The organism is Paraburkholderia kururiensis JCM 10599 = LMG 19447, assembly GCF_003986935.1.
Lineage (GTDB): Bacteria > Pseudomonadota > Gammaproteobacteria > Burkholderiales > Burkholderiaceae > Paraburkholderia > Paraburkholderia kururiensis.
Window position 1 is genome coordinate 146,133 of the sequence record NZ_RJZE01000013.1, and the last position, 14,197, is coordinate 160,329.

Here is a 14,197-nt window from a genome sequence, read left to right on the forward strand (position 1 = left end):
TGCCGTCCAGCCGCCGCGTGCGCGCGAGGAATGCGATGACGCGAATCGACTTTCATACGAACGTGGGCGATGCGCTGCTGTATGCGTGCCGGCTGCTGCGCAAGGTGTATCAGGCCGGCCACTCGACGGTCGTGCTGGCCGACCCGACGCGGCTGCGTGCTCTCGACGGGCAGCTCTGGACCTTCGCGCCGCTCGAATTCGTACCGCATTGCATGGCGCAGAGCGCGCTGGCCGCCGAGACCCCGGTCGTGCTCGCCTCGGACCTGGAAGGCGTGCCGCACCATCAGGTGCTGGTGAACCTGGGGGGCGACGTGCCGCCGCAGTTCGCACGCTTCGAGCGGCTGCTCGAAGTGGTGGGCAACGCGCCCGAGGACCTGACCGCGGGGCGCGAGCGATATCGCTTCTACCGCGATCGCGGCTATGCGCTGAACAACTACCGGCAGGAAGGCTGAGCGCGGCACGTGCATGCCGGGCTCTGCGCGCCGGCATGCATCGTGCGCGGCTTTGTTTGCCGCCAGCTACAGCGAAGGAGGGTGATCGTGTCCAACCATGACGACACTTCGATTCCGATGCTCGACGACGTTGTCGTGCCGGGCAAGCCGGACCACGCACGGGCCACGCCGCCGTCGCATCACCTGCCCGAAGGGCTCACACCTGCCGCAGTCGTGGACGAACCGCTAGAGCCATCGGCGATGAGCGGCTTCACCACGCATCCCAATGACGCCGTCGAGCCGCGCTTCATGGAACCGTCGCTCGGCGACGTTCCGGTCCTGAGTGAGCGGTTAGACGAACCCCTAGCCGGACCCGCAAGCGCGCAGCCCGACGAAAGCACGGAACATGCGCTGGTCGAGCGGCTGCGGGGGCGCTGCATGGACTATCTGACCGGCGAGGGGCGCGGCCTCATCGAGGCGCGCTGCCGCGAGGCGATGCAGGAGCACGCGAACTGGCTCGTGGGCACGGTCGTGCGTGAAGTCGCGCTGGCGCTCGAAACCGAGATCACAGGCTGGGTGAAAGAAGCGGTGGAGGCGGTGCGCGAGGAGCGCGCGCAGCAACCGGCCCCAGCCGATCCGCCCGTTCGGCACTGAGGCGGATTGATCGGCCAGCTTATGGGCCGACTCAGCGGCTTTGACTCAGCAGCTCTGACTCAACGGCTGACTCAACGGCTGACTCATCGGCTGCAGGGCCCGCTCACGGGCACCCCGCGCTCACTTCAAGGAAAGGATCCAGTTGGCGAGCGTCACGGCCTGGTCCGGCGTGAGCTGCGTGTTCGCCGGCATCGGCACGCGGCCCCATACGCCGCTGCTGCCGTCGGTGATCTTGTGGGCGAGGTAGGTGGCCGCGTCGCTGCGCGACGCGTATTTCAAGGCGATATCGTGGAGCGCGGGCCCCATGAAAGGCCGCGTCATGGCGTGGCAACTCGTGCAGTTCTGCTGCTGCGCAAGCGCAAGACCCTGCGACGCGACCTGTTCCCCGAACACCGCGCCCGGCGCCACCAACAGGCCCGCCAGCGCAGCGGCCAGTGCGGCTACTGCATGCGACTCTCGTTTCATTATGGTCTCCGCCGGGACGATCGCCCGACTGTGGTGGTCGCATTATAAGAGCAAAGGGGCGCCCGGTTTCCCCGGGCGCCCCTTCGTGTATGCCTGTGCTGCGCCTGCCGCAGCCGTGGCGGCGGGCCGGCGTTCCGGGACCGCTCGCTGGTGCTGTGCAAGCGAGACCCCGGTGCGCGACCTGCGTTAGCCCGTCACCGCGCCCTTGTTGGCCGGACGCGCGAGCGCTGCGTACTTCGCGAGCACGCCACGCGTATAGCGCGGCGCCGGCTGCTTCCAGGCCGCGCGGCGACGCGCCAGTTCGGCGTCGTCGATGTTCAGTTGCAGCAGCAGCTGGTGCGCGTCGATGGTGATCGAATCGCCTTCCTGGACGAGCGCGATCGTGCCGCCCACGAAGGCTTCCGGCGCGACGTGACCCACCACCATGCCCCAGGTGCCGCCCGAGAAACGGCCGTCCGTGATGAGACCCACGGATTCGCCCAGCCCCTTGCCGATGATGGCCGAGGTCGGCGCGAGCATTTCGGGCATGCCCGGACCGCCTTGCGGGCCGAGGTAGCGCAGCACGACCACGTCGCCCGCCTTGATCTTGTCGTCGAGAATCGCCTGCAGCGCGCTTTGCTCGTCGTCGAACACGCGTGCCGGGCCCGTGATGACCGGGTTCTTCAGGCCCGTGATCTTGGCCACGGCGCCGTCTTCCGCGAGGTTGCCCTTCAGGATGGCGAGGTGACCTTCCTTGTAGAGCGCCTTGTCGATCGGGTAGATCACCTTCTGGTCCGCGCGCGGCACGGAGGGCACGTTCTTCAGTTCTTCGGCGAGCGTCTTGCCCGTGATGGTGATGCAGTCGCCATGCAGGAGACCCGCGTCGAGCAGGATCTTCATGACCTGCGGAATGCCGCCGGCCTGGTGCAGGTCGGTGGCCACGTACTGGCCCGACGGCTTCAGGTCGCAGATCACGGGCACGCGGCGGCGGATGCGCTCGAAGTCGTCGATGGTCCATTCCACCTCGGCGGCATGCGAGATCGCGAGGTAGTGCAGCACGGCGTTGGTCGAGCCGCCCGTGGCCATGATCACCGAGACCGCGTTTTCGATCGATTTCTTCGTGATGATGTCGCGCGGCTTCAGATCGCGCTTCACGGCTTCAACGAGCACGCGCGCCGATTCGGCGGCGGAGTCGACCTTTTCCTGGTCCGGGTTCGCCATCGTCGACGAATAGAGCAGCGACATGCCGAGTGCTTCGAACGACGAACTCATCGTGTTGGCCGTGTACATGCCGCCGCACGAGCCGGTGGTGGGGCACGCGTTGCGCTCCACGCCTTCGAAGTCCTCTTCGGACATGCGGCCCGCCGTGAATTCGCCGACGGCCTCGAAGGCCGACACGATGGTCAGGTCCTTGCCCTTCCAGTGGCCGGGGCGAATCGTGCCGCCGTACACGTAGATGCCCGGCACGTTCATGCGGGCGAGCGCCATCATGCCGCCCGGCATGTTCTTGTCGCAGCCGCCGATCACGACCACGCCGTCCATCCACTGGCCCTGTACGCAGGTCTCGATGCAGTCCGAGATCACTTCGCGTGACACGAGCGAGTACTTCATGCCTTCGGTGCCCATCGACATGCCGTCCGAAATGGTGGGCGTGCCGAAGGTCTGCGGATTGGCGTCCGCGCCCTTCACGGCGGCCACGGCCGCGTCGGTGAGCTTTTGCAGACCCGCGTTGCACGGCGTGATGGTGGAGTGGCCGTTGGCGATGCCGATCATCGGCTTGTCGAAGTCGGCCTTCTCGTAGCCGATGGCGTAGTACATCGAGCGGTTCGGCGAGCGCGCGACGCCCTGGGTGATGTTCTTCGAACGGCGGTTGTACGACATGGGGAGCTCCGTAGGATGCTGTTATGCGACGCCGGGCGGGCTTGGGCGCCCTGTCACCGGCATGTGGCGAGAAGCATGCAGTTTCGCGAATCGAATGTCCAATATATTATTGATGGCATATTAGGTCGCAAAACATATCAATCGATGCTCTCGACAACACCCGATCTTCGTCAGTTGCGCTACTTTGTGGCCGTGGCCGAGGAAAAGCACTTCGGCCGCGCCGCAGCGCGGCTTTCCATGACGCAGCCGCCGCTTTCCCAGGCTATTCGCGCGCTGGAGGAGACGCTCGGCGTGGAGCTTTTTGCCCGCACGCGCCGCACCGTGGAACTCACCCCGGTGGGCGCGGACCTTTTGCCTGAGGTCCGGCGGCTGCTCGCCGCCGCGGACGGTCTGCGGCCGCTTGCCCAGAGCCTTGCGCGCGGCGAGGCCGGGGTGCTTTCGCTGGCGTTCGTTTCTACCGCGGACTACGGGCTGCTGCCGCTTCTGCTGCGCGACTTCGGCACACGCTATCCGCGCGTGCGGCTGCAGCTCGCCGAGGCGACGAGCGACGTGCAGGTCGAGGAACTGGTAGCGGGACGCATCGACGCCGGTCTCGTGATTGCACCGCTGCCGCCGCGCCATGTCGCGCAGCTTTCGTATCTGCCGATCGCGCGCGAGCCGCTCGTGATCGCGATGCCAACGGAGGTTTCGGTACGCGCGGGCGGTCCCGCTGCCGACGACTGGTGCGACACGCCCGTGAGCCTCGCGGATCTTGCCGACGCGCCGCTCGTGGTCTTCCCAAGGCGTTTGGCGCCAGGCTTTTATGACATCATTATGGATTGCTACGGCGCGGCCGGTCTGACGCCTCGCATCGGCCAGGAGGCCATTCAGATGCAGACCATCGTCAGCCTCGTGTCGGCCGGCATGGGCGTCGCACTGGTGCCGCAATCGCTGCGTAACCTGCGGCGCACGGGCGTGGTCTACCGGCCCTTGCGCGAGGCGGTGCCCGCCATCGAAACGGGGCTGGTGTGGCGCACGGCGCAGGTGAGCCCGGTGCTGGCCGGTTTCATCGATATCGTGCGCGCCCATGCGGCCACGGCGGGGCCGCTGGGCTGAGCGAAGCGCGTTGCGCGACGGCGAACAATGTCGTGCGATGCGGGTCGAACCCGCACGCTGCCGCCCACGCTTTCGTCTGCTGTTGCCCTTTACCCTTTACCTGACACTCACACCGATCGCGGGAAACCGACTCCACGATGCTGATCCACCCGAATTTCGACCCTGTAGCCATTCACCTCGGCCCGCTGGCGGTGCGCTGGTATGGCCTCATGTATCTCGTCGCGTTCATTGCGGCAATCGTCGTGGGCCGCCTGCGGCTGCGGCTGCCGTACGTGGCGGCGCAAGGCTGGACTGCGAAGGACATCGACGACATGCTGTTCTACGGCGTGCTCGGCACGATCCTGGGCGGCCGCCTCGGCTACGTGCTGTTCTATAAGGCGAGCTGGTACTTCGCGCATCCGCTCGACATCTTCAAAGTGTGGGAAGGCGGCATGTCGTTTCACGGCGGTTTTCTCGGCGTGACCTTTGCCATGGTGCTGTTCGCGTGGCAGCGCAAGCGCCACTGGCTCCAGGTGACCGACTTCATCGCGCCGATGGTGCCCACGGGGCTCGCGGCAGGCCGGCTTGGCAACTTCATCAACGGGGAGCTGTGGGGCCGCGTGACGGACCCGTCCGCGCCGTGGGCCATGATGTTCCCGGGCGCTTCCAACGACGACGCGCAGTGGCTCGCCACGCATCCGCAGCAGGCGGCCCAGTGGCACCTGGCCGACGTGTTCGCGCAATACCACATGCTGCCGCGGCATCCGTCGGAGCTCTACGAGATTGCGCTCGAAGGCATCACGCTCTTCTTCGTGATCATCCTGTTTTCGCGCAAGCCGCGGCCGCTCGGCGCCGTGTCGGCGCTGTTCCTGATCGGTTATGGCCTTGCGCGCTTCACGGTGGAGTTCGCGCGGGAACCTGACGACTTCCTTGGCCTGCTTGCCTTGGGCTTTTCGATGGGCCAATGGCTTTCGCTGCCCATGATCCTCGTGGGCTGCGCGATGATGGTGTGGGCTTATCGCCGGCATGGCCGCGAAACGGCGCGGCCGGCCGAGGTGAGTTGAGCCGGGTTGGATTCAGGTGGGCCGAAGCGGCTTCAGGTTCAGCCCCTTCGGCCCACCGGCTCTTGCGCCGTCACGTCGATGCGGTGAACAGCGCAACGTTACTTCATCTGCACTGAACCCGAGACATTGACTGTCACAGTGGACGTGCCGCCTTCCAGCGGCATCGGCGCGGCCTTCGCATCCGCTGCCATGGAGCGTGCGGCCATCATCATGACGGGCCGCGGCTGAATGCCACCGTACCCGACGTTGACCTCGCGAATCGAGTAGCTGCCATAGCCGAACGCGCGCGCGGCCGACGACGCCTGGTCGCGGAACGACGCAATGGCTTCGCCCGAGAGTTTCTGTTCGGCGGCGCGGCGCGCTTCCGGCGAAAGCGAAAACTGCACGTTGCCCACCTGCATGCCGGACGCGAGTTGGCCGGCGAGACGCGAGGCTGCCGCGAAGTCGCGCGACTCCAGCACGATTTCCGTGCGACCGCGCCAGGCCGAGATGCGGCCGTCGCGGTCCGTGGACGGATAGATCGAGAACTGACCCGAGCGCGCGGTTACGCCGGCTGTGCCCTTGGCCTGCTGGAGTGCGCGGTCCGCATGCTGGTTCAGTGTGGTCGTGAGCGAGGCGGGGTCGCTCGCTTCCTGCTCGTAGAACATCGTGATTTCGACGACGTCCTGCGGTACTTCGGCACTCGCCTGCGCAGAAAGCGAGAGCACGCCCGCAGGCTGATAACGCGCGTCGCTTTGCGCCCAGGCGGCCGAAGGGACGAGCGAGAGGCCAAGCGGCGCGGCCGTGGCGAGTGTGATCGCGAAGGCAAGCGCAGTCTTTCTGGTCATTTTTTGACTCCTTCTGAACGGGTTCTTCGCACCTTCGAATGCGTGCGCGGCGCAAGCGCGCAACGGTGCGGCGAGGTCGGCGGCAGATACACATCCGCCGCGCCCCACGCGTGGCATGGCGCTTGCGTGGCCGTTAGGCTTGCATCATATGCGCGTGGTTCCCCGTCTCGACGATTGCGGCGAACAGTCGTGAACCTGAGCGGCACGACGCTTCGCTGCACGGCCCGCGGGTTCGCGTTACATGAGGTGCTTCGTGATGAAGCGCCACTCGGCTTCGGTGACGGGCGTGATGGAGAGCCGGTTGCCTTTCGCGAGCACGCGCATGTCGGCAAGCTCTGGGTGCTCGCGCAGTGCGGCGAGGGGAATCAGCGGCACCTTCTTCTTGAACACCACGTCGACGAGCAGCCAGCGCGGTTCTTCCTGGCTCGACTTCGGGTCGAAGTAGGGGCTCTTCGCGTCGAACTGGGTTGGGTCCGGGTAGGCCGTGGACGACACCTCGGCGAGTCCTGCGATGCCGGGCTCCGGGCAGCTCGAGTGATAGAACAGCACGCCGTCGCCGATGCGCATCGTGTCGCGCATGAAGTTGCGTGCCTGATAGTTGCGAACGCCGGTCCAGGGCAGCGTGTGCCTGGGTGCTTTGGCGAGGTCGTCGATGCTTGCTTCGCCCGGTTCGGACTTCATCAGCCAGTAGCGCATGAGTCGAAGTGAACGTCGAAAGTGAGCGTTGGGGAGAGGGGCTGCACAGCAAAGGAACGGCAAGACAGCAGCCCGCAAAGTAAAACGGCACCGGACTCTCGTCCGGTGCCGTTCGAATAGGTCCCCGCCTTAGCCGCTAGGCCGGCATCCTGAACCTGAGGTTCAGAATTGGTCGCAGTTAGCAGCACTTCGGGTACATCAGACAGAGTGACGCGCACGCCCGTGCTACAAATTTCCGCAACCGTGCACATGGCATTGGTTCAAGGAATATATGACCTTGGCGAACCAGGCAGGGAAGCTGACTAAACCTGTTGAAACCGTTCCTGCTGAAACCGTTTTTTCGCGCCACTGCTGCGCGGCCGGTTTGTTGAAGAGCGCAGTATATATGGATTAAACGCGCTGTGTTCAATCCCGCCGTTCAATCTTTACTGCACGCCGTACTGCTGAATCACAGTACCCAGCTGCTCGTTCATCTGGCGCATTGTACGCCGGATTTCTTCGGCCGGGAAAGCCTCGCCGTGCCGTACGCTCGTCTGCAGGCGCAGCAGTTCGGATGCGAGCGAAAGTGCTGCCATGACCGCGATGCGGTCGGTGCCGCGCACGTTGCTGTGTTCGCGCACCTTCGACATTTCCGCATCCACGCGAGCTGCCGCTTCGATCAGCGCGGGCTCCGTTTCGGGCGAGCAGGCGAGACGATAGTTCTGCCCGAGAATCGAGACTTCGATCAGTTTCGTGCTCATGCGTTTTCTCCGTGGCGCACTTCGTGAGTGCCCGAAGCCGTTTCGCCGTGCGCGTCATGTCCTTCTTCGCGCTCTTCTTCCTGTTGCGACGAAGCGAGCAGGTCGAGCTGGTTGTCCGGTTCGCCCTGGCCTTTGGCGCGCGGCAGCTTTTCGAGGATGGCGTTGAGCCGGACCTGCGCGTCGTCGATCTTTGCCGACAGCGTGTCGCGTTCCGCCTGCAGCGCGTTGCGTTCCTCGCGCAGCTGTTCGATTTCGGCGCGCGAGCCATCCAGTTGCGCGTGCAATTGCGCGACCTGCTCTTCGAGCGCGTGACGCGCCTCGTGGTGCTGCTGATTGATTTCTATCAGCCGCCCGATGTTCTGGGAGAGTGTTTCGAGTTCGTTGAGCATGTGCTGCGTCCTCTAAAGGAGGGCATTTTAGCGCGGAATGCGGACGCTTCTGTCATCTGTGTCGTTTCGAGACGTAACAGCCGGCTTCCTGCTGCGAAGCCCCCTGCAACGCGCGTCCGCGGAACGCGGATTGCGTGCGCGCCCTTGCCGCGAGGCACTTTCGTGCATGGCTGCCCGCTGTCGTGCTCTTTCGTGCTCCCCTATAAACGAGGCAGGCCGCTGCGGATTTGACACTTGCCGCTACCACGTTCTTGACCATCTTTGACAGTTTTCGGGGCGTTTCTTGATGTCTCGCCGCCATGTCCCGGCCGCGTCCAGGGCTTCCTTGACGCTCGTGAGCGCACCTCCTTACACTTGCCGCACTCTGGTGCCCGCGCCTGCGCCCAACGCAAGCGTGGTTAAACGGGAAACAGGGAGCGCAGTCCGTCCCCGGACGCGTCAACCTGTGCTGCCCCCGCAACGGTAAGCGACTGCACGCGCATGACACCGCGTGCCTATCGATTCGACGTGCGCTGCCGACGGTTCCATCCGTCGAGCGGCGCGCCTGCAAGCCACTGCGCACACGTGCGTGGGAAGGCGAATCGATGCGTCGTCAGCCCGGATACCGGCCAGAGGGCGAGGCGCGCCGCTTCGCCAGCATTGCCGGCAGCGGCTGCGGCCCTGGTGGATTGTCTGGCGTGTGTGCGTGCCTCATGACGCGTTGGCTTCGCGGGGAGCGAAGCCGGGCACGCTACCACAGGAAAATCGCTCCATGCTTACCCCTATCGCCCGCGCGACGCTGCTCGCCTTGACGGGCTTGCCGCTGGCCGCCTTTGCGCAGTCCGCCGCGCCCTCGGCCGGGCAGTCGAGTTCGGACATCGGTTCAACCCCTGCCACCCAGTCCACGGACAGCACCACTGACGCGCCACGCGCCGCGCCAGCCGCCGCAAGCGCGGCCACAAAGACACCATCGGCGCAGATCCTCACCGCCGGCGACCGGACCCTCGCTCCCGTCGTCGTCACCGCGGATCGCGCGCCGCAGCGCCTTGCCGACGCGATCCCGCAGACCACGCTGTTCGACGCCCAGGACATCGCCGACACCACCCAACGCGACCTGCCCGGCCTGCTGCAGTTCGCGCCTGGCGCGCAGATCGTGCGCAACGGCGGCCCCGGCTCCACGGCGACGCTCTTCATGCGCGGCGCGGATGCAAGCGAATCGCTCGTGCTGATCGACGGCGTGCGTGTGGATTCAACGAGCCTCGGCAGCGCGCAGATCGCGCAGATTCCACTCGACCAGATCGATCACGTCGAAGTGGTGAACGGCAACGTGTCGGCGCTCTATGGCTCCGGTGCGATTGGCGGTGTCGTGCAGATCTTCACGAAGAACGGCGGCAGCTACCCGCCGCGCTTCAACTTCGAGACCGAATACGGCAGCTATCACGCGCAGCGCCAGCAGGTGGGCGTCTCAGGCGCGCTCGATGCCGAGGGCAAGACGACCTTCAGCGTGTCGCTCGCGCGCGCGAAGGACGACGGCTTTTCGTCGATCAATCCGGCGCTCGTGCCGGCCGTGAATCCGAACGCGAACGGTTACCTGAACGAAAGCGTATCGGCGTCGCTTCGTCATACATTCAACGAGCGCTGGGACGCCGGCGTGCGCTTCTTCCAGTCGAACGGCAACAGCAGCTACGACAACGCATACGGCGTGCCGACCGATCTCAACAACCTCTACACGAAGGTGCAGCAGGCCTCGGTATTCGCGAACGGCAAGGTGACGGACTGGTGGACCACGCACCTCGTTGCCGCAACGGGCAACGACCGCAGCCAGACCGAACTCAACGGCGTCTATACGGACCATTTCAACTCGGACAACCGTCAGTACACCTGGCAGAACGACTTCATGCTCGCGCCGCAGCAGAAGATCCAGGTGGGCTACGAGCATCTGGACCAGACGCTTGACTCGAACCAGTACAGCGCGCCGAACCGCCACGTCGATTCGGGCTTTGCGGGCTATACGGGGCGCTTCGGACGCAGCCAGTTCCAGGCGAATGTGCGGCGCGACCAGTACTCGGATTTCGGCGGCGCGAACAGCTACTACCTCGGTTACGGCTTCGACATCACGGAGCACTGGAAGGCCACGGCGAGCTGGTCCGACGCGTTTCGCGCGCCCACGTTCAATGACCTGTACTACCCGTACTACGGCAATCCGACCATTCGTCCCGAGCGCAGCCATTCGGTCGAAGCGGCGCTGCAATATGCCTCCGACGCGTTCGGCCTCATGCGGCTCACCGCATTTCAGACGCGCTACTCGAACCTGATCCAGTCCGCGCAGGTCACGCCCGGCGTCTACATGGCCGAGAACGTGGGGCACGCCAAAGTGCAGGGGCTCGAGGCATCGTGGAGCGGCCATGTCGGCAAAACCGACGTGCGCGCCGCGCTGACGCTGCAAAATCCCGTGGACGAAGACAAGGACACCGATCTCAACCGGCGTGCGCGCCGTTTCGCCTCGTTCACGGCGAATCGCAGCATCGGCAGCTGGCGGGTGGGCGGCGAATGGCTCGTGAGCGGCGCCCGCAACGACAGCGGCTCGAACCTCGGCGGCTATGGCATCGTGAACCTCTCGGCGCGCTATAACATCACCCGGTCGTGGTACGTTGCCGCGCAGATCCAGAATCTCTTCGACAAGGACTATGAGCTCGCCTACACGTACAACACGCCGCGGCGCAGCGCCTACCTCACGCTGGGTTGGCAGCAGCAGTGAAGGGCGGCCATGAACCGTCTCTTCCTGCCCGCCGCGCCCGGCATGACAGCGAAACGCGCGGTCGTGATCTGGGCCGCGCTGGCAGTGCTCGCCGTCGCGGTGTTCGCGGCCTCGCTGCTGATAGGCAGCGTGCCCGTCACCGTGCGTGATGCGTTGGCGGCGCTGCTGCCCACGCGTTCGCACGGCGCCGACATCGCGGCGGAGATCGTTCGCACGCTGCGGCTGCCGCGCGCGCTGGCGGGCTTCGCGTGCGGCGCGCTGCTTTCGATGGCCGGCGCGCTGCTCCAGGTGCTGTTGCGCAATCCGCTCGCGGAGCCGTACGTGCTCGGCGTTTCCGGTGGCGCGGCGGTGTTCGCGCTGCTCGCGCTGCTCGCGGGCTCGGCGTGGTGGATGGTCAACGCGAGCGCATTCGCGGGCGCGCTGCTGTCGATCCTGCTCGTGCTCGGCCTCGCGCGTCGCGAACTCTGGCGCGGCGAGCCGCAGGACACCTCGCCGCGGCTGCTGCTCACGGGCGCCGTGATCGCGGCGGGATGGGGCGCGGCCATCACGCTGCTGCTTACGCTGGCACCGGACTCGCATTTGCGCGGCATGCTGTTCTGGCTGACCGGCGAGTTGAACGGCGTCGGCATGCCGTGGTTCACGTTGATCGCGCTCGCTGTCGTGCTGGCGGTCGTCGTGCCCGTTGCGCCGCAGCTCAACGTGCTGCTGCGCGGCGACGCCGCCGCCCAGGCGCTGGGCGTGCCCGTCGTGCCGCTGCGCTTGCGTGTGTATCTCACGGCGTCGCTGGCGGCGGCCGCGGCGGTGACGACGGGCGGCACCATTGGCTTCGTCGGCCTCGTGGTGCCGCACGTGCTGCGGCTCGCATTCGGCAACGACCAGCGCATGCTGCTGCCCGCGGCGGCGCTCGCGGGCGGTGTCGCCGTGATGGCCGCCGACCTCGCCGCGCGCACCGTCGTGGCACCGACGCAGTTGCCCGTGGGCGTGGTGACCGCGCTGGCCGGTGTGCCGGTATTTCTGTGGATGCTGTTGAAAAGGCGGCACCGATGAACGCCGCTTTGTCCACCGGCCTCGCACTCACCGCACACGATCTGACCTTGCGCGCGGGAACGCGCACGCTACTCGATGGCTTCACGCAGACTTTCGCTGCCCACGAGATCTGGTGCATTGCCGGGCCGAACGGCGCGGGCAAGACGACACTGATCTCGGCGCTCGCGGGTCTCGTGCAGCCCGCGGCGGGGCACGTCGCGCTGGACGGCGTGCGCCTTGCGGAGTGGCAGCCCGCCCAACTGGCGCAACGTCGCGCGTTGATGCCGCAGGACATTCACGACGCGTTCAGCACGAGCGTGCTCGACGTCGTGCTGTTGAACCGGTATCCGCATCTGGCCGGATGGGGCTGGGAGCGTGAGGCCGACCGCGCCGCGGCGCACGCGGCGCTCGATCTGCTGGGCCTCGGCCACTTCGCCGCGCGCGATGTGCTCTCGCTCTCGGGCGGCGAGCGCCAGCGCGTGGCGCTTGCCGCTGCGCTGTGCCAGGATGCGCCGCTGCTGCTGCTCGACGAACCGCTCTCGCATCTCGACCTGCATCATCAGATCAGCTGTCTCGATGCGCTCCTCGCGTGGGCGCGGCAGTCCGCGCGAACGGTCGTCTTTTCGTCCCACGATCTGAACCTGGCGCGCCGCTTCGCGACCCACGCGCTGCTGCTAAATGGCGACGGCACGTGGCATGCGGGGCCGGCACGCGAGGTGCTGACGCCGGAGCGGGCGAGCCACGCGTTCGGCTACCCGCTCGTGCTGATTCGCGACGGCCCGCACGAAGCATTGATTCCGGCGCTGCCGGCCGGGAATGCGTCCCGATGATGGGGGCTGGCGTTTAGCGCCTCGCTTGGCATCTCGCTTGATGCCTCGCTTGGCGCCTCATTTGGCGCCTCATTTGGCACCTCATTTGATGCCTCGTGTAGCACCTCGTTGCCCAATACGGGCCACGCCCGATTGCCCTGCGCATATCGGCATGGCTTCATTTCGCTCATCCTGTTCGTCTCGACTTGCTCTTTTCGAATGACGCATCACGATTTCTGTTGACCTACCATGACTTCGCCATCTACCGGATTACCGTTCGTCGAGCCGCTTGACCAGTCGCTGCGCGACCGGCTTCAGCATCTCATCGATACCCGCACCAAGCCGCCCGGCAGCCTCGGGCGCCTCGAAACGCTGGCGCGCCAGATCGGCATGATCCAGCGCACCACGCAGCCTTCGGTCACGCGGCCCGCGCTCATCATCTTCGCGGGCGACCACGGCATTGCGCACGAAGGCGTGAGCCCTTATCCGCAGGCCGTTACGGCGCAGATGGTCGCCAATTTTCTCGCGGGCGGTGCGGCGGTCAACGCGTTCAGCGGCGTGGCCGATCTCGCGCTCGAGGTCGTCAACGCCGGCGTGGCGGCGCCGCTCGATACGAGCCCGAACCTCGTCGATATTCCCGTGGCACGCGGCACGCGCAACTTCGCGCACGAGCCCGCCATGACGTGCGACGAAGCGCTGGAAGCAATGCGCGCCGGTGCCTCGCGCGTGCGCCATCACGCGGCGCTCGGCACGAACGTGATCGGCTTCGGCGAGATGGGCATTGCGAATACGTCGTCGGCTGCGTGCTTGATGAGCCGGCTGTGTGGCGTGTCCATCGACGAATGCGTGGGCCGCGGCACCGGCCTCGACAACGCCGGCCTCGCGAAGAAGCGCAACGTGCTGGCGGCGGCGCTCGAACGTCACCCCGTATCGGGTGACCCGCTCGACGTGCTCGCCACCTTCGGCGGCTTCGAGATCGCGATGATGGCCGGCGCGTTTCTCGCCGCGGCCGAAGCGCACATGGTGATTCTCGTCGATGGCTTCATTGCGACAGCGGCGCTCGTCGTGGCCGACGCGATCGCGCCCGACGTGCGCGAGTACTGCGTGTTCGCGCATGCCTCGAACGAGGCGGGCCACCGGCGCATGCTTGACCACTTCGGTGCGCGTCCGTTGCTCGCGCTCGACATGCGGCTCGGCGAGGGCACGGGCGCGGCGCTCGCGGTGCCGCTGTTGCGCGCGGCCGTCGCGTTTCTCAACGAGATGGCGAGCTTCGAGTCGGCCGGTGTGTCGGACCGCGATGCGTAGGCCCGCGAGCGCAGCGGGCATTTGCGGCTTGGGGCGGCGTGCATCGGGTGCGTGCATCGAAGTCCGCATCGACGTACACCACGAATTGAGCACGAGCTGAGCATGAACGGAGCCTCCAGC

14 protein-coding genes, 1 other RNA gene and 1 riboswitch are annotated in these 14,197 nt (G+C 66.3%); of the genes, 8 read left to right on the forward strand and 7 right to left on the reverse strand.

Annotated elements, in window-relative coordinates; genetic code table 11:
- The first annotated feature begins 35 nt into the window (after positions 1 to 35).
- Both PKKP23_RS17290 and PKKP23_RS17295 read left to right on the forward strand, forming a co-directional pair.
- The gene (locus PKKP23_RS17290) at positions 36 to 452 is read left to right on the forward strand and encodes a DNA polymerase III subunit chi (RefSeq protein ID WP_126877803.1); all 417 of its coding nucleotides are present in this window, start codon (positions 36 to 38) and stop codon (positions 450 to 452) included.
- 87 nt (positions 453 to 539) lie between these two features.
- On the forward strand, positions 540 to 1,085 hold the full coding sequence (locus PKKP23_RS17295) for a DUF2486 family protein (protein WP_161978113.1): 546 nt from the start codon (positions 540 to 542) through the stop codon (positions 1,083 to 1,085).
- A gap of 120 nt (positions 1,086 to 1,205) precedes the next feature.
- On the opposite strand, the gene PKKP23_RS17300 is transcribed toward PKKP23_RS17295, so the two are convergent.
- Both PKKP23_RS17300 and ilvD read right to left on the reverse strand, forming a co-directional pair.
- Positions 1,206 to 1,550, reverse strand: a complete 345-nt coding sequence (locus PKKP23_RS17300) for a c-type cytochrome (protein WP_126877804.1) — start codon at positions 1,548 to 1,550, stop codon at positions 1,206 to 1,208.
- A gap of 186 nt (positions 1,551 to 1,736) precedes the next feature.
- Positions 1,737 to 3,410: a dihydroxy-acid dehydratase gene (ilvD, locus tag PKKP23_RS17305; protein WP_126877805.1), complete on the reverse strand. Its 1,674-nt coding sequence runs from the start codon at positions 3,408 to 3,410 to the stop codon at positions 1,737 to 1,739.
- A gap of 144 nt (positions 3,411 to 3,554) precedes the next feature.
- On the opposite strand from ilvD, the gene PKKP23_RS17310 reads away from it, so the two are divergent.
- Both PKKP23_RS17310 and lgt read left to right on the forward strand, forming a co-directional pair.
- Complete coding sequence (locus PKKP23_RS17310; protein WP_026121118.1) at positions 3,555 to 4,505, forward strand: LysR family transcriptional regulator; 951 nt, start codon at positions 3,555 to 3,557, stop codon at positions 4,503 to 4,505.
- A gap of 137 nt (positions 4,506 to 4,642) precedes the next feature.
- Positions 4,643 to 5,548, forward strand: a complete 906-nt coding sequence (gene lgt / locus PKKP23_RS17315) for a prolipoprotein diacylglyceryl transferase (RefSeq protein ID WP_017773158.1) — start codon at positions 4,643 to 4,645, stop codon at positions 5,546 to 5,548.
- Between the two features lie 98 nt (positions 5,549 to 5,646).
- Here lgt and PKKP23_RS17320 read toward each other — a convergent pair whose 3' ends face one another.
- The 5 genes from PKKP23_RS17320 to PKKP23_RS17340 all read right to left on the reverse strand — a co-directional run bounded on the left by PKKP23_RS17320 (position 5,647) and on the right by PKKP23_RS17340 (position 8,200).
- On the reverse strand, positions 5,647 to 6,375 hold the full coding sequence (locus PKKP23_RS17320) for an SIMPL domain-containing protein (RefSeq protein ID WP_017773159.1): 729 nt from the start codon (positions 6,373 to 6,375) through the stop codon (positions 5,647 to 5,649).
- 237 nt (positions 6,376 to 6,612) lie between these two features.
- Positions 6,613 to 7,071, reverse strand: coding sequence for an EVE domain-containing protein (locus PKKP23_RS17325; RefSeq protein ID WP_126877806.1), 459 nt, complete (start codon positions 7,069 to 7,071; stop codon positions 6,613 to 6,615).
- 117 nt (positions 7,072 to 7,188) lie between these two features.
- Positions 7,189 to 7,370: non-coding RNA, 6S RNA (gene ssrS, locus PKKP23_RS17330), on the reverse strand.
- A gap of 126 nt (positions 7,371 to 7,496) precedes the next feature.
- Positions 7,497 to 7,811: a cell division protein ZapA gene (locus tag PKKP23_RS17335; protein WP_017773161.1), complete on the reverse strand. Its 315-nt coding sequence runs from the start codon at positions 7,809 to 7,811 to the stop codon at positions 7,497 to 7,499.
- Positions 7,808 to 8,200 carry a coiled-coil domain-containing protein gene (locus PKKP23_RS17340; protein WP_126877807.1) on the reverse strand — a complete coding sequence of 131 codons (393 nt, stop codon included), beginning with the start codon at positions 8,198 to 8,200 and terminating at the stop codon, positions 7,808 to 7,810. The genes PKKP23_RS17335 and PKKP23_RS17340 overlap by 4 nt, the downstream gene beginning before the upstream one ends.
- Before the next feature lie 348 nt (positions 8,201 to 8,548).
- Positions 8,549 to 8,827: riboswitch (cobalamin riboswitch) on the forward strand.
- A 124-nt stretch (positions 8,828 to 8,951) separates the two neighbouring features.
- On the opposite strand from PKKP23_RS17340, the gene PKKP23_RS17345 reads away from it, so the two are divergent.
- The 4 genes from PKKP23_RS17345 (at position 8,952) to cobT (ending at position 14,077) form a co-directional block, all read left to right on the forward strand.
- Positions 8,952 to 10,937, forward strand: a complete 1,986-nt coding sequence (locus tag PKKP23_RS17345) for a TonB-dependent receptor domain-containing protein (RefSeq protein WP_126877808.1) — start codon at positions 8,952 to 8,954, stop codon at positions 10,935 to 10,937.
- A gap of 9 nt (positions 10,938 to 10,946) precedes the next feature.
- The gene (locus tag PKKP23_RS17350; protein ID WP_126877809.1) at positions 10,947 to 11,984 is read left to right on the forward strand and encodes a FecCD family ABC transporter permease; all 1,038 of its coding nucleotides are present in this window, start codon (positions 10,947 to 10,949) and stop codon (positions 11,982 to 11,984) included.
- Positions 11,981 to 12,793 carry an ABC transporter ATP-binding protein gene (locus tag PKKP23_RS17355; RefSeq protein WP_126877810.1) on the forward strand — a complete coding sequence of 271 codons (813 nt, stop codon included), beginning with the start codon at positions 11,981 to 11,983 and terminating at the stop codon, positions 12,791 to 12,793. Before PKKP23_RS17350 ends, PKKP23_RS17355 begins: the two co-directional genes overlap by 4 nt.
- Before the next feature lie 228 nt (positions 12,794 to 13,021).
- Positions 13,022 to 14,077, forward strand: coding sequence for a nicotinate-nucleotide--dimethylbenzimidazole phosphoribosyltransferase (cobT, locus tag PKKP23_RS17360; RefSeq protein WP_126877811.1), 1,056 nt, complete (start codon positions 13,022 to 13,024; stop codon positions 14,075 to 14,077).
- Positions 14,078 to 14,197 lie beyond the last annotated feature (120 nt).

Bases quoted from the DNA above. Each gene is read 5' to 3' on its own strand.
- PKKP23_RS17290 (WP_126877803.1), top strand. From the start codon at position 36: ATGACGCGAATCGACTTTCATACGAACGTGGGCGATGCGCTGCTGTAT.
- PKKP23_RS17300 (WP_126877804.1), bottom strand. From the start codon at position 1,550: ATGAAACGAGAGTCGCATGCAGTAGCCGCACTGGCCGCTGCGCTGGCG.
- ilvD (WP_126877805.1), bottom strand. From the start codon at position 3,410: ATGTCGTACAACCGCCGTTCGAAGAACATCACCCAGGGCGTCGCGCGC.
- PKKP23_RS17310 (WP_026121118.1), top strand. From the start codon at position 3,555: ATGCTCTCGACAACACCCGATCTTCGTCAGTTGCGCTACTTTGTGGCC.
- lgt (WP_017773158.1), top strand. From the start codon at position 4,643: ATGCTGATCCACCCGAATTTCGACCCTGTAGCCATTCACCTCGGCCCG.
- PKKP23_RS17320 (WP_017773159.1), bottom strand. From the start codon at position 6,375: ATGACCAGAAAGACTGCGCTTGCCTTCGCGATCACACTCGCCACGGCC.
- PKKP23_RS17325 (WP_126877806.1), bottom strand. From the start codon at position 7,071: ATGCGCTACTGGCTGATGAAGTCCGAACCGGGCGAAGCAAGCATCGAC.
- PKKP23_RS17335 (WP_017773161.1), bottom strand. From the start codon at position 7,811: ATGAGCACGAAACTGATCGAAGTCTCGATTCTCGGGCAGAACTATCGT.
- PKKP23_RS17340 (WP_126877807.1), bottom strand. From the start codon at position 8,200: ATGCTCAACGAACTCGAAACACTCTCCCAGAACATCGGGCGGCTGATA.
- PKKP23_RS17345 (WP_126877808.1), top strand. From the start codon at position 8,952: ATGCTTACCCCTATCGCCCGCGCGACGCTGCTCGCCTTGACGGGCTTG.
- PKKP23_RS17350 (WP_126877809.1), top strand. From the start codon at position 10,947: ATGAACCGTCTCTTCCTGCCCGCCGCGCCCGGCATGACAGCGAAACGC.
- PKKP23_RS17355 (WP_126877810.1), top strand. From the start codon at position 11,981: ATGAACGCCGCTTTGTCCACCGGCCTCGCACTCACCGCACACGATCTG.
- cobT (WP_126877811.1), top strand. From the start codon at position 13,022: ATGACTTCGCCATCTACCGGATTACCGTTCGTCGAGCCGCTTGACCAG.